A 20,510-nucleotide genomic window follows, 5' to 3' on the forward strand; every position below is an offset into this window, starting at 1 on the left:
GAGGCCCGCAGCACACCCCATTAATAAGGTATGCGTGCGTCAGCGCACAGCGGTCAACCGGAGCGGACGCGGGTGCGTCCTGGTGGTGTGAAGCCCGGGGTCCTCGGTCAACTGTCGACACGTTCTGGCACTCTCGTGGCCATGACTCGGTCTGGGGGGACGCGCGGGCGCGCGGCCGTCGCGGTGGTGGTGCTCTTCGTGCTGTCCGCGTGCTCGGTGACGCCGCCTCCGCCGCTGGTGCCGTCCACGCCGGGGATGACGGTCGTGCCGAAGGAGAGGCTGAACGAGGTCGTCGTCGGGGTCGACGAGATCAAGGGCAGCTACAACCCGCACACGTTCGCCGGCCAGTCCACGATCACCACGGCGCTGTCGTCGCTGCTGCTCCCCAGCGCCTTCCGGGCGAACACCGACGGCAGCCCGCGGATGGACCTCGACCTGCTGGCGAGCGCCGAGGTGACCAAGGCCGAGCCGTACACGGTCACCTACACGATCCGCCGGGACGCCTCCTGGTCGGACAGCGCGCCGATCGCCGCCGAGGACTTCGTCTACCTCTGGGAGCGGATGCGCGAGGAGCCCGGCGTGCTCGACCCGGCCGGCTACCGGCTGATCACCGACATCGCCTCGCGCGAGGGCGGCAAGGTCGTCGAGGTCGTCTTCGGCTCCCCCTACCCGGGCTGGCGGAGCCTGTTCGCGAACCTGCTGCCGGCGCACCTGCTCAAGGACGCGCCCGGCGGGTGGGCCTCCGCGCTGACCGACAGCTTCCCGGCCAGCGCCGGCCCGTTCGCGGTCCGCACCCTCGACCAGCCGCGCGGCGAGATCATCCTGGAGCGCAACGACCGGTTCTGGGAGCGGCCGGCGGCGCTGGACCGGGTGGTCCTGCGCCGGGCGAGCCAGCACGACACGATCGAGGCCCTCAAGTCGGGTGACGACCAGGCCGCGCTGGTCCGCGCCGAGGCCATCGCGTTGAAAGAAATCGAGGAACTCGGCCGGACAACGCCGCTGACGACGTCGGTGGCCCCGCGCTCCGAGGTCGTGCAGGTGCTGGCCCGGCCGGCCGCGCCGCAGATGGCCGACGTCCGGGTCCGCCAGGCCGTGCTCAACGCGCTGAACCGGGACGAGCTGATCGCCATCGGCAGCCGCAACGGCCCGGGGGCCAAGCTGCGGGCGGATTCGCAGGTCGTGGCGCCCACGAAGGCCGGTTACCAGGCCACCTACCAGGCCGGCACGACCCCGGTCGGGCAGTTGCTGACCGAGGCCGGCTACACCCAGCAGAACGGGCAGTGGGTGCGGGACGGCAAAGAACTCTCGCTGACCATCGCCGCGCCCGCCGGGGTGGAGCCGTATGTGACCGTCGCGAACCAGGTGCAGCGTCAACTGTCATTGTCCGGAATCGCCGGACGCCTCCTGACAACGCCCCCCAATCAGTTGTTCGGGCGCGATCTCTCCGGACTGCCGACAAACAACGCCGAGGTGGTCGACATTGCGGTCGTGCCGCGTGTCGACACCGGTGATTCGGCTACCGCGCTCGCTTCCGCGTTCGGCTGCCGCACCTCGTCGGGGGACTCGAGTACACCCATTCCGGCGAATCCCTCCGGTTTCTGTGATCAGTCCGTCCAGACCTCGATCGACGAGGCGCTGGCCGGCCGGGCCCTGCTGTCCGACGTGCTGGCCCGGGTCGAGCCGGTGCTCTGGCAGCAGGCCGTCGCACTGCCGTTGTTCCAGGTAGCGGACCTGTTGGTGGTCCTGCAGCAGGCTCAGAACGTGACCGCCGGGGCCCCCTTCGCGGGGCCGCTGAGCGACGCCGCGACGTGGCGGCGGGAAGGCCGTTGACCGTTGACTCGGCTAATTGGGTGAGTTCACCCGGACTCCGGATGCGTTCCCCGGGCAATATTGACAGTATTCTCGTCGTCCGGTTAACGAACGCTCCCGCCCGGTAACGACGGAGTAGCTTGCTGCTACCAGCGTGTCACCCTTTGGTCACGATCGGCCGATGGGTCGTGACCCTGATCGGGACAGGTTCTTATCGTGCTGCAACGGTGTGTCGGTTCGGGGCGCGTTTGGCACATCTCGGTTATGGGTGGAGTTACCCGAACGGGTCGCTCCAACCCAGTGCTAGGAGGGCACGTGTCGATGAGGAGATCAAAGGCTGTCTCGGCGCTTGCGCTGCTGACCGGAGCCGCACTCTTGCTGAGTGCGTGCGGTGGCGGCGGTGCCGGTGAGGGCGACCAGGGTAGCCAGCATGACGCCGACCCCGGCAAGATCGGTGGTCAGGACGAGCTGTTCAAGCGTCCGAAGGTGGACGACATCGGCGAGATCTCGGTCGCCATCGAAGAAGGCTTCCACAACTACAACAACAACCTCGGCGCGACGAACAACTTCTCCAGCACCATCGCGCTGTCCAACGTGCAGCCCTCGCCGTACATCACCGACTTGGTCGACGGCAAGTTCGTCATCAAGATCGACGGCGACCTGATGGAGTCGATCAAGGTCACCTCGAACGACCCCCAGGTCATCGAGTGGAAGGTCAACAAGGCGGCGGTCTGGTCGGACGGGAAGCCGATCGACTGCGACGACTTCCACCTCAAGTGGCTGTCCGCGACGAGCAAGGCCACCACCAAGGGCGAGGACGGCTCCGAGGCCTCGATCTTCGACACCTCGCCCACGGGCTACGAGAACATCGAGAAGCTCGAGTGCTCGAACGAGGACAAGACGATCACGACCTCGTTCTTCAAGGACAAGCCGTTCGCGGACTACCGCGCGCTGTTCTCCCAGGTCGGTAGCGACAGCCTGCTCCCGGCGCACGTCCTCGAGGAGAAGTCCGGCGTGCCGGACGTCACCAAGGTGCTGCCGGCGCAGAACGACGAGACGGTCAAGAAGGTCGCCGAGTTCTACACGAAGGGCTGGCTGGGCTTCGACGCCTCGGTCGCGCTCTCCGGCGGCCCGTACCTGATCGAGTCCTCGGACCTGAAGGACCAGACGGTCCTCGTGCGCAACCCGAAGTGGTGGGGCGAGAAGCCCTCCGCCTCCAAGGTCGTGCTCAAGACCAACACCGACGCCCAGTCGTCGGCGCAGCAGCTCCAGAACAAGGAAGTCGTGGTCATCGCGCCGCAGGCCGACCCGGCCGTGGCCCAGCAGCTGCGTGGCGACAGCGCGTTCAAGGTCTACGCGGCCGGTGGCCAGACCTACGAGCACGTCGACTTCAACATGGACCGGCCGCTGTTCAAGAACAACAAGGAACTGCGCCTGGCCATCGCCCAGTGCTTCGACCGCGAGGACCTGGTCGAGAAGCTGGTCAAGGACGTGGACCAGAACGCCAAGCCGCTCGGCTCGTTCACCTTCATGCCCACCGAGGTCGGCTACGAGGACCACTACGGCGACGTCGGCAAGGGTGACGTGGCCGCGGCCAAGAAGACCCTGGACGACGCCGGCTGGAAGCAGGGCGGCGACGGCATCTACACCAAGGGCGAGTACCGGGCTTCGTTCAAGCTCGGCCACAAGATCGTCCAGCGCCGTGCGGACACCGTCCGGATCCTGCAGGACAAGTGCCGCCAGGCCGGTATCGAGGTCGTCGACGACCAGGCCGCCGACTTCAACGACAAGCGCCTCCCGGCGTCCGAGTTCGACGCCGCGCTGTTCGCGTGGGTCGGCCAGCCGCTGAAGGCCGGTGCCTACGGCAACTACGCCCAGAAGGACAAGGGCGGCACGGCCAACTACAACAACTACGACTCGGCCGTCGTGACCGAGAAGTGGAAGGCCGCCAACGGCGAGCTGGACTACCAGAAGCGCACCAAGATGATGAACGACATCGACAAGGAGATGCGCAACGACCTGCACAGCGTCCCGCTGTTCCAGCTGACCGACTTCGCCGCGCACACGGCGGACATCAGCCCGATCTCCTACATCGGTGTTGGTGGTGGCGTCACCTGGAACCTGTACGCCTGGCAGATCAAGAAGTAAGTCGAGCTGCCACCAGCTCGCGACGCAAAACTGATTGATCCGACCGGGGGGCCGGTGCCACAAGCACCGGCCCCCCGGCCGGTGTCCGCGTCGGGTAGGCTGGCCCGCTCGACGGCGGGGGCGCCTAGGGAGACTAGAGACTTGTCATGTTCCGTTACATAATCCGGCGGTTGTTGATCTCGATCCCGCTGCTGATCGTCGCTTCATTCCTTTGCTTCGGACTCGTCAACGCCATGGGTGACCCCCTGGGCGAGTGGAAGCTGCAGAAGCCCCGGACGCCGGCGGAGATCACCGCCGCCTACGAGCGGACGGGCTACAACAAGCCGTTCTTCGAGCGCTACGTCAACTGGGCGGGCGACTTCGTGACCGGCGACTGGGGCGAGTCGGTCGTCCCCGGCAACGCGGGCAAGCCGGTCAAGGAAGAGCTGATCACGGCCTTCGGCATCACCCTGCGACTGATCTTGATCGCCGAGATCGTGGCGCTGGTGCTGGGCATGGCCGTCGGCGTCATCGGCGCGGTCAGACAGTATTCGATATTCGACTACACAGCCACCGGCATAGCCTTCGCGATGTTCTCCATGCCGTTGTTCTGCGTGGCGCTCATCATCAAGGCCGGCGGTATCAAGTTCAACGACTGGCTGGAGTCGATCGGGGCCGGGCGATGGCTTACCATGGCCGGGCCGCCGGGTGACGGGTTCAAGGGCAACATCGGCGAGCAGATCTACCAGTACACCGGCGCGTTCATCCTCCCGACGATCTGCCTGGTGGCCATTCAGTTCGCGCTGTACAGCCGCTTCCAGCGGGCCTCGATGCTGGACACCCTGAACGCCGACTACGTGCGCACCGCACAGGCGAAGGGCGTCTCCGAGGGGCGCGCGATCTTCCGGCACGCCTTCCGCAACGCGCTCATCCCGATCGTCACGGTCTCCTCGTTGAACATCGGGGCCCAGTTCGGTGGCGCGGTGATCACCGAAACGGTCTTCGGCTGGTCGGGAATGGGCAAGTTCCTGATCGAGGCCATCACCAAGATCGAGCCCTACCAGGTGCTCGGATTCATGATGGTCACCGCCGTGTTCATCATCGTGTTCAACCTGATCGCGGACATCATGTACGCGGTCCTGGACCCGAGGATCCGCCTTGACTGAGATCGGTTCCCCCGTGGCGCAGGCACCCGCGCCCACCTCGGGCGAGGCGAGCCAGTTCGACAGCACCGCCGCCCGCAAGCAGTCCACGGTCATCATGCGCCGGTTCCTGCGGCACAAGGCCGCGGTGTTCGGGCTCGTGCTGTTCGTCATCCTGGCGCTGTTCGCGTTCCTCGGTGGCGCGATCTGGAAGTACTCCTACACGGACCTGAGCTTCCGCCGCTACCTGCCGCCCAGCCTGGACCACCCGTTCGGCACCGACCGGCTCGGCGGCGACATGGTCGCCCAGCTGATCCGCGGCACCCAGTTCTCGTTGCAGATCGCCCTTGTGGTCGCGGTGCTGTCCACCGTGATCGGCGTGGTGCTCGGCGCGCTGGCCGGTTACCTCAAGGGCTGGGTCGACACCGTCATCAGCCGGTTCATCGACCTGCTGCTGGTGATCCCCAGCCTGGTCATCGCGGCCGTGCTGGTCCGCAACAGCTTCGTGGTCTCGGTCGCCGGCAACGGCGGCAGCTCGAACTGGATGATCGTGGCCCTCTACCTGGGCCTCATCGGGTGGCTGTCGATCGCCCGGGTCATCCGCGGCATGGTGCTCTCGCTGCGCGAGAAGGAGTTCGTGGAGGCCGCCCGCGCACTGGGCGCGTCCACCTTCCGGATCGTGTTCCGGCACATCCTGCCCAACACCGTCGACGTGATCATCGTCAACGCGACGCTGGCCATCGCCCAGGCGGTGCTGCTGGAGGCCGCGCTGTCGTTCATCGGCCTCGGCGTGCAGTCGCCGGACACCTCGCTCGGCCTCATGATCAGCCAGAACAAGAACGAGCTCACGCTGCACCCGTGGCTGTTCCTGGCCACGTTCGTGTTCATCGTGCTGATCTCGCTGTCGGTCAACTTCATCGGCGACGGTCTGCGGGACGCCTTCGACCCGCGGCAGAAGAGGGTGAAGGCATGAGTGGGGTTGATGTCATGAACGAGCCCGAGTCCGCCACCGACGGCGGCAGCGGCAGCGGCAGCGGCGACAAGCTGATCAAGGTCGAGAACCTGTCGGTGGACTTCCCCACCGACGACGGCGTGGTGCACGCGGTGCGCGACGTGTCGTTCTCGCTCGGCGCGGGCGAGGTGCTGGGCATCGTCGGCGAGTCCGGCTCCGGCAAGTCCGTGTCCTCGATGGCGATCATGGGCCTGCTGCCCAAGACCGCGCAGGTCGGCGGCTCGATCCGGTTCAAGGGCCGCGAGCTGGTGGGCCTGAGCTACAAGCAGATGCAGCCGGTGCGCGGCAACGGCATCTCGATGATCTTCCAGGACCCGATGACGTCGCTGAACCCCGTCTACACGGTGGGGTGGCAGCTGGCCGAGGCGTACCTGGCGCACCACGACGTGTCGAAGAAGGCGGCGTTCGCGAAGGCGATCGAGTCGCTCGAACTGGTCGGCATCCCGCAGCCGGACCGCCGTGCGGCGCAGTACCCGCACGAGTTCTCCGGCGGCATGCGGCAGCGCGCGATGATCGCCATGGCGATCATCAACGACCCGGACGTGATCATCGCGGACGAGCCGACCACGGCGCTGGACGTGACCGTGCAGGCGCAGATCCTGGACACGCTGCTGCGCATCCGGGACGAGACGCGCGCGGGCATCATGATCATCACCCACGACCTCGGCGTCGTGGCGGGCATGGTGGACCGCGTGCAGGTCATGTACGGCGGCACGGTCGTCGAGCAGGGCGGCGTGGACGAGGTCTTCGAAGCCCAGCGGATGCCCTACACCGTCGGTCTGCTCGGCTCCATCCCGAACCCGCAGCTGCTCGGCAAGCGGCTCACCCCGATCAAGGGTGCGCCGCCCTCGCTGATGAACCTGCCCAAGGGGTGCTCGTTCTCGCCGCGGTGCCCGCTCGTGATCGACGAGTGCCGCGAGTCCGAGCCGCTGCTGCTGGAGACCGACCGGCACGGCCACTTCGCGCGCTGCCACCGGTCGGCGCACCTGGCCACCATCGAGCACCCGCAGCGGCTGTTCGCGACCGAGGAGATCGGCGTGGTGGAGAACCCCGCGTCGCTCACCATGGCCAACCCGGACATCCCCGTCGCCGAGGACCTCGGTGTCGTGGAGGCGCGGCTGCACGAAGGGGAGAACCCGAGCTCATGACCACCACCACACAGTCCGACCCGCGGCCCGGCGGTACTCCGGCCGGGGGCGGCGGCGCGCCGCTGCTGGAGGTCAAGGACCTGGTCAAGTCGTTCCCGGTGCGCGGCGGCGGGATCATCCCGCGCACCGTGGGCCAGGTGCAGGCGGTGTCCGGCGTGTCGTTCGACCTGCGCGAGGGCGAGACCCTGGGCCTGGTCGGCGAGTCCGGTTGCGGCAAGTCCACGACCGGCCGGGCCATCCTCCAGCTGCACAAGCCCACCTCGGGCTCGGTCAAGTTCGAGGGCAAGGAGCTGACCACGCTCGGCGGCCGGAGCCTGCGCGGCGTGCGCCGGGACATGCAGATCGTGTTCCAGGACCCGTACGCCTCGCTCAACCCGCGCTGGCAGATCAACGAGCTGATCTCGGAGCCGTTCAAGATCCACGGCACCGAGGCCGGCCAGAACGTCCAGCACCGGGTGAACGAGCTGATGGAGCTCGTGGGCCTCAACCCCGAGCACCGCAACCGCTACGCCCACGAGTTCTCCGGCGGCCAGCGGCAGCGCATCGGCATCGCCCGCGCGCTGGCGCTCAACCCGAAGCTCATCGTGCTGGACGAGCCGGTGTCGGCGCTGGACGTGTCCGTCCAGGCCGGCGTGGTCAACCTGCTCGAAGAGCTCCAGGAGCGGCTGGGCCTGGCCTACCTGTTCGTGGCGCACGACCTGTCCGTGGTGCGGCACATCTCCGACCGGGTGGCCGTGATGTACCTCGGCAAGATCATCGAGCTGGGCGAGCGCGAGGACATCTACGCCCGGCCGATGCACCCGTACACGCAGGCCCTGCTGTCCGCGGTGCCGGTGCCGGACCCCAAGCTGGAGCGCCGCCGGCAGCGGATCGTGCTCACCGGTGACGTGCCGTCCCCGGTGAACCCGCCCTCGGGCTGCCGCTTCCGCACCCGCTGCTGGAAGGCGCAGGACATCTGCGCCGTCGAGGAGCCGAAGCTGGAGGCGCGGGGCGATGGGCTGGGCACGCTGTCGGCGTGCCACTTCGCGGAGGCTCGCTCGCTGGTGGGCTGATCCGCGATGTGGGCCGGTCCGTGGTGTGGGCCGGTCCGTGGTGTGGGCCGGTCTGCGGAGTGGGTCGGTTCGCGTTGTGGGTCGAGTCGTTTTGCCAGTTGATCTGCGTTCGGCTGGGCGAGCGTCGGGGTCACCGCTTTTGGCGGTGGCCCCGACGTCGTTGTCGGACCAGGTCTCTACGCTGATCCGGTGACGCTGACTGCTCCACCACGGCTGCTGCTGGTACACGCACACCCCGACGACGAGAGCCTGTGGACCGGCGGCACCATCGCCCGGTACGCGGCGAGCGGCGTGCACGTCACCGTGGTCACCTGCACCCTCGGCGAGGAGGGCGAGATCATCCCGCCCGCACTGAGCGAACTGGCCGCCGGCGCGGCCGACCAGCTGGGTGGCTACCGGGTCGCCGAGCTCAGATCCGCGTGCGCCGCCCTGGGCGTGACCGACCACCGGTTCCTCGGCGGCATCGGCCGCTGGCGGGACTCGGGCATGGCCGGAGTGCCGGCGAACGACCACCCGCGCGCGTTCGCCCGGGGGTCGCTCGACGAGCAGGCCGCGGAACTGTCGGCGATCATCGCTTCGGTGAAACCGCAGGTGGTGGTCACGTACGACGCGTTCGGCGGCTACGGCCACCCGGACCACATCCGGGCGCACGAGATCACCACGGCGGCTGCCGGCGACGTCGACCGGGTGTTCCACGCGGTCACCTCACGGTCGGCGACGGAGACCGGCGCGGCGGCCCTGGCGACGTGGGACGACCTGCCGTGGCGGCTGCCCGAGCCCGGCGAGCTGCCGGTCACCGACGACGCGGAGATCACCACCGCGATCGACGTCTCCGAGCACCTGGTCGCGAAGTTGCGGGCGTTGCGCGCACACTCGACTCAGGTCAGCGTGTGGCAGGACGGCGCACGTGCCGCGTATGCGCTGTCGAACGGCATCGCGCAGCCGGTCGTGCAGGCCGAGTACTACGTGCTGGCCCGAGGCTCGGCCGACGGGGCCGGGGCGGACCTGTTCGGGGGTCTCGATTGAGGGAGCGGCTGGCGGTCGGGGTGCTGATGGTCGAGGCGTTCGTGCTGGCGGTGCTGGAGCTGTTCTTCCTGCCGATGCGCCTCGACGGCACGCTGCTGCCCCGGTTCTCCGACTACGAGTTCCCGGTGACGGTGCTGCTGGCGCTGGTGACGACACCGCTGCTGGTGGTGCTCGCGTCCCGGTACGCGGACCGCGCGCTGACCGCCTCGGCACCGTTGCTGGTGTGGTTCGCGACGTTGTTGTTCTTCGCCCTGTTCGGGCCGGGCGGTGACGTGGTCATGCTGAACGACTGGCGGACGTTGCTGCTGTTCGCGGCGGGTGCGCTGCCCGGAGCGGTGGCGCTCGGGGCGTTCCTGGGGAGGATGGCCCGTGCCGGCGATCACTGATCGGGACGTCGTGCGCGCCCTGCGCCCGTTCGTGCGGGCGACCGGGCCGCTGCTGGACACCCTGCGCGAGACCAACCTGCTCGGGCTGCGCGACCGGACGGCGGAGGTCGGGGCGGACCGGCAGCTCGTGGAACGGCTGTGGGACCAGCTCGCGAAGGTGAAGGTGCCGGGGACGGCGGCCTGGGCCGGGATGACCGTCGAGCAGCGCGATTCCTGGTGGCTCAACCGGGTGGGGCGGTTGTTGTCCCTGCTCGCGGCGTTGCCGGGAGTGGGCGGGGCGCTGGCCGACCGGTTGCCGATCCAGTCGACGCTGGGCGCGGCCGGGCAGGGCCTGCTGCTCTCGGCGATGGCGGGCGAGCACGGGTTCACCTCGGTCGAGGACCGGGTGCGACTGCTGGCCTGGGTGCTGTTCCAGCGGGAGGTGGACGGGCTGGCGGCGGACGGCGACGTCCGGGCGGAGGACCTGGCCACCGAGGAGCTGACGTCTGATCTGGCCGGTGCCGGTGCCGGCGGTGCTGGGGCTGGAGTTGGTGCTGGGGCTCGGGTGGGGGCCACGTTCCGGGCTATCGGGCGGACGGTGTGGAAGCTCGCGAAGGTGCTGTGGCGGCTGGAGAACGAGCTGGACAAGCGGCCTCAGGGGCGGTTCTACCACCAGGCACTGGGGATGTTGCCGCTGGTGGGAGTGGTGGGGGACTACCTGGGGGAGAGGTCGGCGCTGCGCCGGGTGCGGACGGCGGCCTACGAGTGGTTCGACGCCCAGCCCTCGCGTGCTGCTGCGACCGAGGGGGCGGGCGGGCCGGGTGAGGTGCCTGACGTGCCGGGTGTGCCCGGTGAGCCGGGTGTGCCGGGTGAGGTGCCTGACCTGCCGGGTGAGTCCTAGTCAGGCGGGGATCCAGTAGCGGTAGCGGTGGTGTTCGGTGCAGGAGAGCGTGGCGTAGAGCTTGAGGGCAGCGGTGTTGTGCTCGGCGACCTGGAGCGCGCAGCGCGTCGCCCCGTGCGCCACGCCCCACGCCGCCAGCCCGCCCATGAGGGCGCGCGCGACCCCGGCACGGCGTGCCTCGGGCCGGACCGCCAAGCGTGCGATGTGCAGCAGGTCGCCCACCACCGCCCCGCGCACCGCCGCCACGGTCCGACCGTCGCGCACCACCGTTCCGAAGCCGACTTCGGGGCCGCTACCCAGTACATGCTTCTGGGCGGGTGTGGGGTTGTCCTGGGCTGTGAGTTCCCACCATGCGGACGTCGGGGTCGGTGAGACGTCCACGCCGGCGCCCTTCGGGGTGGCGAAGGAATCCGGCCGGCCGGTCAGGACCAGCGATTCCGCACCACCTGGGTGGTCCACGTCGATCCGCCAACCGGCGGCCGCGATCGCCGCCTCCGAGCGGGAGCCGACGACCACGTGGGCGGTCGGGGCGATGGCGTTGCGGGCCGCGAAGTCACCGACCGCGGCCAGCGCCTCGGGCACCGGGCAGCCCGGGGAACCGGTGGTCAGGGCGCTGTTCGCACGTCCGGTGAAGCCGCCGGCGGCGCGCAGTCGCCACTCGCCGAGGGGCACGTCGCGCAGTGCGGGCCAGGCGTCCGCGCAGCGCTGCTCCAACTCGGTCACCCGATCCACCCCCGCATCGTCCTCCGCCCTGGTAGACGGTGTTGTGTGAGGTGGAGCACGGTGCTGATAAGGCAAGCCTGAGCGTTGGACAATCGGACTCGCCGCGTACTCTCCGGCTTGCGCGGTGTGGACCAGAACAAGAGCAGGAGAGCAGCAGTGACCTATGTGATCGCCCAGCCGTGCGTGGACGTGCTCGACAAGGCCTGCATCGAAGAGTGCCCCGTCGACTGCATCTACGAAGGCGACCGGATGCTCTACATCCACCCGGATGAGTGCGTCGACTGCGGTGCTTGTGAGCCGGTGTGTCCCGTCGAGGCCATCTACTACGAGGACGACGTCCCGGACGAGTGGAAGGACTACACGAAGGCGAACGTGGACTTCTTCGACGAGCTCGGCTCCCCCGGTGGCGCGTCCAAGGTGGGCAAGGTCAGCGCGGACCCGGCCTTCGTGAAGGCTCTCCCGCCGCAGGCGTCCCACGAGTGACCAAGCGGCTCCCGGACTTCCCCTGGGACTCCCTGGCCGACCACGCCGCCAAGGCGCGCACGCACCCCGGTGGCGTGGTCGACCTGTCCGTGGGGACCCCGGTCGACCCGGTGCCGGAGGTCATCCAGGCGGCCCTGTCGTCGGTGGCCGCCGAACCGGGCTACCCCACCACGCACGGCACGCCGGAACTCCGCGAAGCCGTCGTGGGCGCGCTCGCCCGCCGGCACGGCGTGACCGGGCTCGACCCGAAGGCCGTGCTGCCCACCATCGGCTCCAAGGAGCTCGTCGCCTGGCTGCCCAGCCTGCTCGGACTCGGTCCGGGTGACGTGGTGGCGATCCCGGCCCTGGCCTACCCGACCTACGAGGTCGGCGCGCGGCTGGCCGGGGCGACCGTGGCGCGGTTGGCCGACGGCGAGCCGCCGCCGGACGGGACGAAGCTGGTCTGGCTGAACTCGCCGTCCAACCCGACCGGGCGCGTCCAGTCGGCCGCGGCGCTGGCCCAGGCCGTGACGGACGCGCGCGCGGTCGGCGCGGTGGTCGCGTCGGACGAGTGCTACCTGGCCCTGCCGTGGGACGCGGCACCGGTGTCGGTGCTGCGGGACGAGGTGTGCGGCGGCTCGTGGGACGGGCTGCTGGCGGTCCACTCGCTGTCGAAGTCGTCCAGCCTGGCCGGTTACCGGGCCGGGTTCCTGACCGGAGACCCGCGGTTGGTGGCGACGTTGCTGGAGGTCCGCAAGCACGCGGGGATGATCGTGCCCCGGCCGGTGCAGGCGGCGATCACGACGGCGCTGGGCGATGACGAGCACGTGGCGGCACAGCGGGCCCGCTACGGGCGTCGGCGCGAAGTGCTGCTGCCGGCGTTGAAGGCGGCGGGCTTCGCGGTGGACCACTCGGAGGCAGGGCTGTACCTGTGGTCTACGCGGGACGAGGACGCGTGGGACACGGTGGGGTGGTTCGCGTCGCGCGGCATCCTGGTCGCTCCTGGGACGTTCTACGGGCCCACAGGGGATCGGCACGTGCGGATCGCGTTGACGGCGTCGGATGAGCGGGTCGCGGCTGCGGTTGAACGGCTCTCCTGAGGTCGTTGAGCTTGGGCTTGGGGCTGAGAGAGCGGAAGAGCGAAGAGCGGAAGAGCGAAAAGCGGAAGAGCTAAAAGCGACGCTCGCCGCTGGGCAGGCCTCCGGGGGAGGGGCCGCGTGGTCTCCCCGTATGGCCTGTCAAAGACCACCACCCTTGGTCAGGGAGCGCAAGCGAAGAGCGTGCTTGCGCTCCCTGACCAAGCGCGGTTGCCCTGCGGGCAGGCCATACGGGGAGACCACGCGGTGGGTGGGGTGGGAGCTGGGGGTGGCTGGTGTGTGGGGTGTGTGGTTAGTCGTTGGCGTGTAGGGCGGCGTTCAGTTCTACGCCGGTGCCCTTGCGGGGCTTGACCTTGATGGTGCCGGTGGTCGAGTCGCGGATGAAGAGCAGGTTGGGGACGCCGGAGAGGGTGGCGGCCTTCACCACCGTGCCGTCTTCTGCGGTGATCTTGGTGCCGGCGGTGATGTAGAGGCCCGCCTCCACGACCGTGTCGTCGCCCAGGGAGATGCCCACGCCGCCGTTCGCGCCGATCAGGCAGCGTTCGCCGATCTCGATGACCTGCTTGCCGCCGCCGGACAGGGTGCCCATCACGGAGGCTCCGCCGCCGATGTCCGAGCCGTCGCCGACGACCACGCCGGCCGAGATGCGGCCTTCGACCATGGACGCGCCCAGCGTGCCGGCGTTGAAGTTCACGAAGCCCTCGTGCATGACGGTCGTGCCCGGCGCCAGGTGGGCGCCCAGGCGCACGCGGTCCGCGTCGCCGATGCGGACGCCGGACGGGATGACGTAGTCCACCATGCGGGGGAACTTGTCGACCGCGTAGACGGTCACCGGGCCACGGGCGCGCAGCTTGAGGCGGGTCTCCTCGAAGCCTTCCACGGCGCACGGGCCGTGGTTGGTCCACACGACGTTGTTCAGCAGGCCGAACACGCCGTCCAGGCTCTGGCCGTGCGGGCGGACCAGGCGCGCCGACAGCAGGTGCAGGCGCAGGAAGACGTCGTAGGTGTCCGACGGGGCGTCGGTCAGCTCGGCGATGCCCACCCGGACGCCGACCACCTCCACGTCGCGGTCGGTGTCCTGGCCGAGTTGCTTGGCGGCGGCTTCGCCCAGTTCGGCGGCGACCTCGGCGGCGGACAGGCGGACCGTGCCCGCTTCCGCCTCGCCGAGCTTCGGCGACGGGAACCAGGTGTCCAGCACAGTGCCGGTGGACGTGACGGTGGCCAGGCCGACGCCGTATGCGCCGATGGGGTTTGCGGTGCTCACGGGACCAAACGGTAACGTGCCGGACGTGGCCGACACCTTGCACCTCGCTGCCGATCCCGTCGAGTTGACCGCCGAGCTGGTGGACGTGCCCAGCGTCTCCGGTGCGGAGGCCGAGCTGGCGGACCTGGTGGAGCGCTCGTTGCGCGCGCAGACGGGGCTGGAGGTGATCCGGTCTGGCAACTCGGTGCTGGCGCGCACGAACCTGGGGTTGCCCAAGCGGGTGATCCTGGCCGGCCACCTGGACACCGTCCCGGTGAACGACAACCTGCCGTCACGGCTGGAGGACGGCGTGCTGCACGGGCTCGGCACGTGCGACATGAAGGGCGGTGACGCGGTGATGCTCAACCTCGCCGCGACCGTCGACCGGCCCCGCCACGACCTCACGTTCGTGTTCTACGACTGCGAGGAGGTCGAGGCGGCGCGCAACGGCCTGGGGCGCATCGAGCGGGAGCTGCGGTCCTGGCTGGACGCGGACCTGGCGATCGTGTGCGAGCCGTCGAACGCCTCGGTCGAGGCGGGGTGCCAGGGGACCATGCGGGTCGAGTTGCGGACTTCCGGTGTCCGGGCGCACACCGCGCGGGGGTGGATGGGCGTCAACGCGATCCACGGGGTGGGCGAGGCGTTGCGGCGGCTGGAGTCGTATTCCGCGCGGACCGTGGACATCGACGGGTGCGTGTACCGCGAGGGCCTTCAGGCCGTGAGCATCTCCGGTGGGGTCGCGGGGAACGTGGTGCCGGACTTGTGCGTCCTGTCGGTCAACCACCGGTTCGCGCCGGATCGGACGCCGGAGCAGGCCGAGGCGCACCTGCGCGAGGTGTTCGCCGGGTTCGAGCTCACGGTGACCGACTCCGCCGCCGGGGCGTTGCCGGGGTTGGGCACGGAGGCGGCGCAGGAGCTGGTGCGGGCCGCCGGCGGGACGCCGGTGGCGAAGCTCGGGTGGACGGACGTGGCGCGGTTCGCGGCGTTGGGGATGCCGGCGGTGAACTTCGGGCCGGGTGACCCGACGCTGGCCCACACGCAGCAGGAGAACGTCCCGGTGAACCAGATCCGACAGTGCCGGGAAGTGTTGCACCGCTTCCTCAACGAGGACTGAACCCGGGGATAGACTCGCGCCAATGAGCGACCAGAACGGCGTCGACGAGCACCCGAGGGAAAAGCAGCGCGGACCCGTCGTGCTGCGGCGTGGGCGCCGCGACGAGCTGACCACGACCGACCAGCGGCTGCTCGACTCGCGCGGCCCGACGGACTGGGTGCACACCGACCCGTGGCGGGTGCTGCGGATCCAGGCCGAGTTCGTGGAGGGCTTCGGCGCGCTGGCCGAGGTGCCCAGCGCGGTGACCGTGTTCGGCTCCGCCCGGACCGGCCGCGACCACCCCGAGTACGAGACCGGGCGCAAGCTCGGCGGCGCGCTGGCCGAGGCCGGCTTCGCGGTGATCACCGGCGGCGGTCCGGGTGCGATGGAGGCGGTCAACCGGGGCTGTTCGGAGGCGGGCGGGTTCTCCGTCGGGCTGGGGATCGAGCTCCCGTTCGAGCAGGGCCTGAACCCGTGGGTCGACCTCGGGGTGAACTTCCGCTACTTCTTCGTCCGCAAGACCATGTTCATCAAGTACTCGCAGGCGTTCATCTGCCTGCCGGGCGGGTTCGGCACGCTGGACGAGCTGTTCGAGGCGCTCACCCTGGTGCAGACCAAGAAGGTCACCAAGTTCCCGGTGGTGCTGTTCGGCAAGTCCTACTGGCAGGGCCTGTACGACTGGGTGAAGGACTCGGTGATGGCCGGCGGCAAGGTCGGGGACAAGGACCTCGGGCTGCTGCACCTGACCGACGACATCGACGACGCGGTGCGGGTCGTCCAAGAGGCGCACCAGGCGTGGGCGGACTCGCATTGACGGCCGTCACCGTCTACTGCGGGTCGCGGCGCGGGGTGCCGGAGTCGTACCTGGCGCTGGCGTCGGAGGTGGGCGCGGAGATCGCCCGTCGTGGCTGGTCGCTGGTGTGGGGCGGCGGTCGTACGTCGATGATGGGCGCGGTCGCGGAGGCGGCGCGCAAGGGTGGCGCACGGACCGTGGGCGTCATTCCGCACGCGCTGGTGGACCGTGAGTGGGCCGACGAGGACGCGGACGACCTGCTGCGCGTGGAGACCATGCGCGACCGCAAGGCGTTGATGGAGGCGCACGGCGACGCGTTCCTGGCGTTGCCGGGCGGTATCGGCACCGCTGAGGAGCTGTTCGAGGTCTGGACGGCGCGGGTGTTGGCGATGCACACGAAGCCCGTCGTGCTGCTCGACGTGGACGGCCACTACGCGGGGTTGTTGGCGTGGCTCGCCGAGCTGCGCGAGCGTGGGTTCGTGTCGCAGTTCGCGCTTGACTCGCTGGTGGTGGCGGACGACGTGCAAGCGGCGTTGGACGCGTGTCAGTCCAACGTGTAGTCGAGGGTGATCAGCTCGTGCTCCATCTTGACCGTGCCTGAGATGCCGGTCAGCTCGCCGGTGCCCGAGTCGGGGATGATCACGCCGTAGAAGGCGGGGCCGGCGGGCGAGATGGTGGCGGCGTGCTGGAACACGAACGTGCCCTCGCGGCCGTCGAGGCGGCCCTCGAACTTCTCGATGGCCACGTAGCCGGCCGAACCCTCCACCGGTTGGCAGGTGGTGAGTTCGGCCGTGCTCGTGCCCTCCAGCACACCCGTGAACGCCTTGCCGACCTGGACGCGGTCGAACTCGCCGGTGGCCGTCTCGTCCCAGCGGGTGATGGTGAACTTCGATTCCATGCCGGTGAGACTGGCATGGATGCCTGTCGGGTGCTGTCAGCTCTGCGGGATTCTCAGGGCGGAGTCCGCGCCGAAGGTGACGGTGGAGCCGATCGTGCTCTTGCCGCCGTAGCGCAGGTCGACGGTGTCCACGACGAGGACCAGGCGGTTGCCGGCCGCGACGTCCCACACGGTCGGTTCGAGGTCGAGGTCGAGCGTGCGGGTGCCCGGGGTCAGGGTGATCGGCTTGTGGGTGACCAGTGCGCCCAGGCCCAGCGGGTTCACCTCGTACAGGTAGGCGAACAGGCTGGTCCTGGGTGCTGTCGTGGTGACGGTGAGGTGCGCGCGGGGGGTGCCGGCGACGGTCGTGCGGCTGTACTGGACGGGGCCGCGCCACACGGCGGCCGCGCCCCGGTCGATCAGCGGGGTGGCGACGCCGGTCGGGATGGTCAGGAAGCCCTGCAACGCGCCGGTCACCAGGACCGTGCCGCTCTCCGCGATGGTCGGCCACCCGGTGCCGATGCGGTCGGCGGCGAGGGCGACGGTGTCGGTCTTGCGGGTCACGGCCGGCCAGGAGGCGTAAGAGCGCCAGGTACCGCCGTTGTTGGGCTTGAGCTGCACGGGGGCTTCGCGGTCGATGCCGTTGTCGAGGCCCTTGAGGTGGCGGTCGAACCAGCGGCCGACGGAGTCCCAGATCTCGTTGGGCAGGCCGGCCGCGCCGAACGCCTCGGCGGTGGCGTGGTCGCCGGGCGAGAGCATCAGCCGCTTGGGGCCGCTCAGCCGCTGGAAGAAGTCGGTGACCTGGCCGGGCGGGAACAGGCCGTCGTTCCAGGCGTTGCCGATCAGCACGGCGGCCTTGATGCCGTCGACCTTGGCGGCGGGGGAGCGCGGCGGCGAGATCGGCAGCACGTCCTCGAACCGGTCCTGCCGGTAGGCGGCCTCGGCCTCGCGCAGCACCGGGCCGGGCCGGCCGGTCAGGTGGCCGGCGGCGAGCAGCAGTTCGACGGCCTGCGCGCTGACGGTCTCGTTCGGGTAGAGCGAGCGGGCCAGGTCGGTCCACGTGCTCAGCGCCGCCACCGCCTTGACCCGAGGGTCGGCCGCGGCGGCGAGCAGCGACTGGCCCGCGCCGTAGGAGATGCCGCCGACGCCGACCCTGGTCGCATCGCCGGCCGCGTGGGCGACGCCCCAGTCGATCACCCGGCTCACGTCGGCCACGGTGTCGGGGCCGGCCACGTCGATCTCGCCGGCGGAGTCGTGGAAGCCCCGGCTGGTGTAGCTGATCACCGAGTAGCCGGACTGGTAGGCGAGCTTCGCCGCCGCGCCGACGTACTCGATGTTGTTCACGCCCCAGCTCGACGGCAGCACGAGCAGCGGGAACGGCCCGCTGCCGCGTCCGGTCGGCTCGACGACGAACGCCTTGAGCGGCGTGCCGCCCTGGCCGGGGATGGTCTCGTAGGAGACGGTGGAACCGGGGGCCGCCTGGGCCGGTGGGGCCAGGACCAGGCCGGTTAGCGCGATGAGCAGCACGGTGAGCGTCCGGCGCACGCAGTCCTCCTGCAATCGTGACCTGGATCACGTGGTTGTTACCGGGGAGTAAAGCAGAGTTGTACTCGTGAGTAGCAACGAGCTGTGACGCAGTTCACCCGGTTGGGGGACGTGGCACGATGGGCGGCATGAGGTTCGGCGAGCGGGACGTGCCCCAGGATCGAGCCTTGGTGATGGCGATCGTCAACCGGACGCGGGATTCCTTCTACGACAAGGGAGCCACCTTCAGCGACGACGCCGCGATGGCGGCCGTCGACCGGGTGGTGGCCGAGGGCGCGGACATCGTCGACATCGGCGGCGTGAAGGCCGGCGCCAAGGGCGAACCGGTCGACGCGGTCGAGGAGGCCCGCCGGGTGGTGCCGTTCGTGGCCGCCGTGCGCGAGCGCCACCCGTCGCTGGTGATCAGCGTCGACACCTGGCGGCACGAGGTGGGGCGCGCGGTGTGCGCGGCCGGCGCGGACCTGATCAACGACACGTGGGCGGGCGCGGACCCCCGGCTGGCCGAGGTCGCGGCCGAGTTCGGCGTGGGCATCGTCTGCTCGCACACCGGCGGCCTGCCGCCGCGCACCGACCCGCACCGGGTCCGGTACGAGGACGTGGTGGCGGCCGTCGTGTCGGAGCTGGTGGCGCGCGCGGAGCGGATGGTCGCCCTGGGCGTGCCGCGCGCGGGCGTGCTGATCGACCCGACGCACGACTTCGGCAAGAACACCTGGCACGGCCTGGAGCTGCTGCGCCGGCTGGGTGAACTGGTCGACACCGGGTGGCCGGTGCTGATGGCGTTGTCCAACAAGGACTTCATCGGCGAGACCCTGGGCGCGGACCTGGCCGACCGGGTGGACGGGACGCTCGCCGCGACGTCGGTGGCGGCGTGGCAGGGCGCGAAGGTGTTCCGCGCCCACGAGGTCCGCCGGACCCGCCAGGTGGTCGACATGGTGGCCGGCATCGCGGGCACCCGGCCGCCGGCGAAGGTGCTGCGCGCGCTGGCCTGACCGGGCCGGTCGCGGTGGTGGCCGAGGTGGGGCGTCCCAGCCGAAGTCCCCCGTGCTCCCGATCCCCGACCGGTAGAGTGGCTACCTGTGAAGTCGGACGCGTTGCGCGGCCACCTCGACGCCTTGCTGCTGGCCACGTTGGACGGCGGGCACCTGCACGGCTACGCGATCATCGAGGCGCTGCAACTGCGCAGCGGCGGCGCGCTGACCCTGCCCACCGGCACCGTCTACCCGGCCCTGCGCCGGCTGGAGACGGCCGGGCTGGTGGCCGGCGAGTGGAGCACGGTCGGCGGGCGGCGGCGGCGCACCTACCGGCTGACCAAGGCCGGGCAGCGGGCGCTGGCCGCCGAGCGCACCGCGTGGCGCGAGTTCACCACCGCGATCGAAGGCGTGCTGGGAGGGGGCCCGTGGCCGGCGCAGGCGTGATCGACGAGTACCTGGCCGGGCTGGACCGCCGGCTGCGCGGGCCGGCGCCGGTCAAGCGCGACCTGCTCGCCGAAGCCCAGGACAGCCTCGTCGACGCCGCCGAGGCCCACGCCGCCGGCGGGCTGGACGTCGAGCAGGCCCAGCGCCGCGCGGTGGCCGAGTTCGGGCCGGTCCACCGGGTCGCCCGCGACTACCAGGGCCTGCTCGCCCTCGCGCACGGCGTGCGCACCCTGTGGACGGTGGCCCTGGTCCTCCCGCTCGCGCACGTGCTGTGGGAGCTCAACCGGACCTTCTGGATCGGCGCCTGGCCCGGGTTCGGGCCCTCCGGCCCACCCCCGGACTGGTACCTGGTGATCGCCCGCGCCAACGACTCAACCGGCTGGGTCGTGGCCGGCGCGGCGCTGGGTGCTTTGCCGGTCGGCCGGCTGCTGGCCCGGCGCGGGACCGGCACCGTGACGCTGGCCCGGCTGGCGGGCGCGGTCGCCGCAGCGGCGGTCGGGGTGAACGTGCTGGCCACGGTGGCCATCACGGTCGCCACCGCGCACCTGGACGTGGGCCGGCTGCCGATGTCCCCGCCGGTCGTGGCGGCCACCGCGGTGTCGCTGCTGATCATGGGCCGGCTGGCCGTGCTGGCCCGGCGCTGCCTGGTCTTCGCGCCGGTCTGAGAGCGGTTCCGCCGT

Annotated in this window: 21 protein-coding genes; 17 read left to right on the forward strand and 4 right to left on the reverse strand. The window is 70.3% G+C overall.

What is annotated here, in order from left to right; all coding sequences use genetic code 11:
• The first annotated feature begins 141 nt into the window (after positions 1-141).
• The 9 genes from BN6_RS04165 to BN6_RS04205 all read left to right on the forward strand — a co-directional run bounded on the left by BN6_RS04165 (position 142) and on the right by BN6_RS04205 (position 10,582).
• The gene (locus BN6_RS04165; protein WP_041311890.1) at positions 142-1,830 is read left to right on the forward strand and encodes an ABC transporter family substrate-binding protein; all 1,689 of its coding nucleotides are present in this window, start codon (positions 142-144) and stop codon (positions 1,828-1,830) included.
• A gap of 300 nt (positions 1,831-2,130) precedes the next feature.
• A complete protein-coding gene (locus BN6_RS04170) occupies positions 2,131-3,957 on the forward strand; it encodes an ABC transporter family substrate-binding protein (RefSeq protein ID WP_015098289.1) in 1,827 nt (608 codons plus the stop codon).
• A 146-nt stretch (positions 3,958-4,103) separates the two neighbouring features.
• Positions 4,104-5,102: an ABC transporter permease gene (locus BN6_RS04175; RefSeq protein ID WP_015098290.1), complete on the forward strand. Its 999-nt coding sequence runs from the start codon at positions 4,104-4,106 to the stop codon at positions 5,100-5,102.
• A complete protein-coding gene (locus BN6_RS04180; protein WP_015098291.1) occupies positions 5,095-6,051 on the forward strand; it encodes an ABC transporter permease in 957 nt (318 codons plus the stop codon). The genes BN6_RS04175 and BN6_RS04180 overlap by 8 nt, the downstream gene beginning before the upstream one ends.
• A gap of 14 nt (positions 6,052-6,065) precedes the next feature.
• The gene (locus BN6_RS04185; RefSeq protein WP_051075435.1) at positions 6,066-7,238 is read left to right on the forward strand and encodes an ABC transporter ATP-binding protein; all 1,173 of its coding nucleotides are present in this window, start codon (positions 6,066-6,068) and stop codon (positions 7,236-7,238) included.
• Entirely contained in the window at positions 7,235-8,290 is a 1,056-nt protein-coding gene (locus BN6_RS04190) for an ABC transporter ATP-binding protein (protein WP_015098293.1), read from the forward strand. The genes BN6_RS04185 and BN6_RS04190 overlap by 4 nt, the downstream gene beginning before the upstream one ends.
• 189 nt (positions 8,291-8,479) lie before the next feature.
• Entirely contained in the window at positions 8,480-9,316 is an 837-nt protein-coding gene (mshB, locus tag BN6_RS04195) for an N-acetyl-1-D-myo-inositol-2-amino-2-deoxy-alpha-D-glucopyranoside deacetylase (RefSeq protein ID WP_015098294.1), read from the forward strand.
• Positions 9,313-9,702 carry a hypothetical protein gene (locus BN6_RS04200; RefSeq protein WP_015098295.1) on the forward strand — a complete coding sequence of 130 codons (390 nt, stop codon included), beginning with the start codon at positions 9,313-9,315 and terminating at the stop codon, positions 9,700-9,702. Before mshB ends, BN6_RS04200 begins: the two co-directional genes overlap by 4 nt.
• Positions 9,686-10,582, forward strand: a complete 897-nt coding sequence (locus tag BN6_RS04205; RefSeq protein WP_015098296.1) for a hypothetical protein — start codon at positions 9,686-9,688, stop codon at positions 10,580-10,582. The genes BN6_RS04200 and BN6_RS04205 overlap by 17 nt, the downstream gene beginning before the upstream one ends.
• Here BN6_RS04205 and BN6_RS04210 read toward each other — a convergent pair whose 3' ends face one another.
• On the reverse strand, positions 10,583-11,314 hold the full coding sequence (locus tag BN6_RS04210; protein WP_015098297.1) for a GNAT family N-acetyltransferase: 732 nt from the start codon (positions 11,312-11,314) through the stop codon (positions 10,583-10,585). It lies immediately after the preceding gene.
• 147 nt (positions 11,315-11,461) lie between these two features.
• Here BN6_RS04210 and fdxA point away from each other — a divergent pair, with 147 nt between their 5' ends.
• Together fdxA and dapC are read left to right on the forward strand one after the other, a co-directional pair.
• The gene (gene fdxA, locus BN6_RS04215) at positions 11,462-11,788 is read left to right on the forward strand and encodes a ferredoxin (RefSeq protein ID WP_015098298.1); all 327 of its coding nucleotides are present in this window, start codon (positions 11,462-11,464) and stop codon (positions 11,786-11,788) included.
• A complete protein-coding gene (dapC, locus tag BN6_RS04220) occupies positions 11,785-12,867 on the forward strand; it encodes a succinyldiaminopimelate transaminase (protein ID WP_015098299.1) in 1,083 nt (360 codons plus the stop codon). The genes fdxA and dapC overlap by 4 nt, the downstream gene beginning before the upstream one ends.
• Positions 12,868-13,156: 289 nt before the next feature.
• Here dapC and dapD read toward each other — a convergent pair whose 3' ends face one another.
• Complete coding sequence (gene dapD / locus BN6_RS04225; RefSeq protein ID WP_015098300.1) at positions 13,157-14,128, reverse strand: 2,3,4,5-tetrahydropyridine-2,6-dicarboxylate N-succinyltransferase; 972 nt, start codon at positions 14,126-14,128, stop codon at positions 13,157-13,159.
• On the opposite strand from dapD, the gene dapE reads away from it, so the two are divergent.
• Genes dapE through BN6_RS04240 form a run of 3 tightly spaced genes read left to right on the forward strand, consistent with a single transcriptional unit; the run spans position 14,109 to position 16,553 of the window.
• A complete protein-coding gene (gene dapE / locus BN6_RS04230) occupies positions 14,109-15,221 on the forward strand; it encodes a succinyl-diaminopimelate desuccinylase (protein WP_051075931.1) in 1,113 nt (370 codons plus the stop codon). The genes dapD and dapE overlap by 20 nt on opposite strands.
• Before the next feature lie 22 nt (positions 15,222-15,243).
• Positions 15,244-16,014: an LOG family protein gene (locus BN6_RS04235; RefSeq protein WP_015098302.1), complete on the forward strand. Its 771-nt coding sequence runs from the start codon at positions 15,244-15,246 to the stop codon at positions 16,012-16,014.
• Positions 15,996-16,553 (forward strand): LOG family protein, encoded by a 558-nt coding sequence (locus BN6_RS04240; RefSeq protein WP_041311893.1) that lies wholly within the window; start codon positions 15,996-15,998, stop codon positions 16,551-16,553. The genes BN6_RS04235 and BN6_RS04240 overlap by 19 nt, the downstream gene beginning before the upstream one ends.
• On the opposite strand, the gene BN6_RS04245 is transcribed toward BN6_RS04240, so the two are convergent.
• Positions 16,538-16,891, reverse strand: a complete 354-nt coding sequence (locus BN6_RS04245) for a DUF3224 domain-containing protein (protein WP_015098304.1) — start codon at positions 16,889-16,891, stop codon at positions 16,538-16,540. The two genes, BN6_RS04240 and BN6_RS04245, sit on opposite strands and share 16 nt — an antisense overlap.
• A 36-nt stretch (positions 16,892-16,927) precedes the next feature.
• On the reverse strand, positions 16,928-18,415 hold the full coding sequence (locus BN6_RS04250; RefSeq protein ID WP_041311896.1) for a CocE/NonD family hydrolase: 1,488 nt from the start codon (positions 18,413-18,415) through the stop codon (positions 16,928-16,930).
• Positions 18,416-18,534: 119 nt separating this feature from the next.
• Between BN6_RS04250 and folP the strand changes: the two genes are divergently transcribed.
• From folP to BN6_RS04265, 3 genes are all read left to right on the forward strand, one after another.
• Positions 18,535-19,404: a dihydropteroate synthase gene (folP, locus tag BN6_RS04255; protein ID WP_015098306.1), complete on the forward strand. Its 870-nt coding sequence runs from the start codon at positions 18,535-18,537 to the stop codon at positions 19,402-19,404.
• Between the two features lie 87 nt (positions 19,405-19,491).
• Complete coding sequence (locus BN6_RS04260; RefSeq protein ID WP_015098307.1) at positions 19,492-19,830, forward strand: helix-turn-helix transcriptional regulator; 339 nt, start codon at positions 19,492-19,494, stop codon at positions 19,828-19,830.
• Positions 19,812-20,495 carry a permease prefix domain 1-containing protein gene (locus BN6_RS04265; protein WP_015098308.1) on the forward strand — a complete coding sequence of 228 codons (684 nt, stop codon included), beginning with the start codon at positions 19,812-19,814 and terminating at the stop codon, positions 20,493-20,495. The genes BN6_RS04260 and BN6_RS04265 overlap by 19 nt, the downstream gene beginning before the upstream one ends.
• Positions 20,496-20,510: the final 15 nt, after the last annotated feature.

The sequence above is a fragment of the Saccharothrix espanaensis DSM 44229 genome (genome assembly GCF_000328705.1).
Taxonomy (GTDB): domain Bacteria; phylum Actinomycetota; class Actinomycetes; order Mycobacteriales; family Pseudonocardiaceae; genus Actinosynnema; species Actinosynnema espanaense.

Bases quoted from the DNA above. Each gene is read 5' to 3' on its own strand.
- BN6_RS04185 (WP_051075435.1), top strand. From the start codon at position 6,066: ATGAACGAGCCCGAGTCCGCCACCGACGGCGGCAGCGGCAGCGGCAGC.
- folP (WP_015098306.1), top strand. From the start codon at position 18,535: ATGGGCGGCATGAGGTTCGGCGAGCGGGACGTGCCCCAGGATCGAGCC.
- BN6_RS04245 (WP_015098304.1), bottom strand. From the start codon at position 16,891: ATGGAATCGAAGTTCACCATCACCCGCTGGGACGAGACGGCCACCGGC.
- dapE (WP_051075931.1), top strand. From the start codon at position 14,109: ATGGGGTTTGCGGTGCTCACGGGACCAAACGGTAACGTGCCGGACGTG.
- BN6_RS04190 (WP_015098293.1), top strand. From the start codon at position 7,235: ATGACCACCACCACACAGTCCGACCCGCGGCCCGGCGGTACTCCGGCC.
- BN6_RS04170 (WP_015098289.1), top strand. From the start codon at position 2,131: ATGAGGAGATCAAAGGCTGTCTCGGCGCTTGCGCTGCTGACCGGAGCC.
- BN6_RS04235 (WP_015098302.1), top strand. From the start codon at position 15,244: ATGAGCGACCAGAACGGCGTCGACGAGCACCCGAGGGAAAAGCAGCGC.
- BN6_RS04165 (WP_041311890.1), top strand. From the start codon at position 142: ATGACTCGGTCTGGGGGGACGCGCGGGCGCGCGGCCGTCGCGGTGGTG.
- BN6_RS04175 (WP_015098290.1), top strand. From the start codon at position 4,104: ATGTTCCGTTACATAATCCGGCGGTTGTTGATCTCGATCCCGCTGCTG.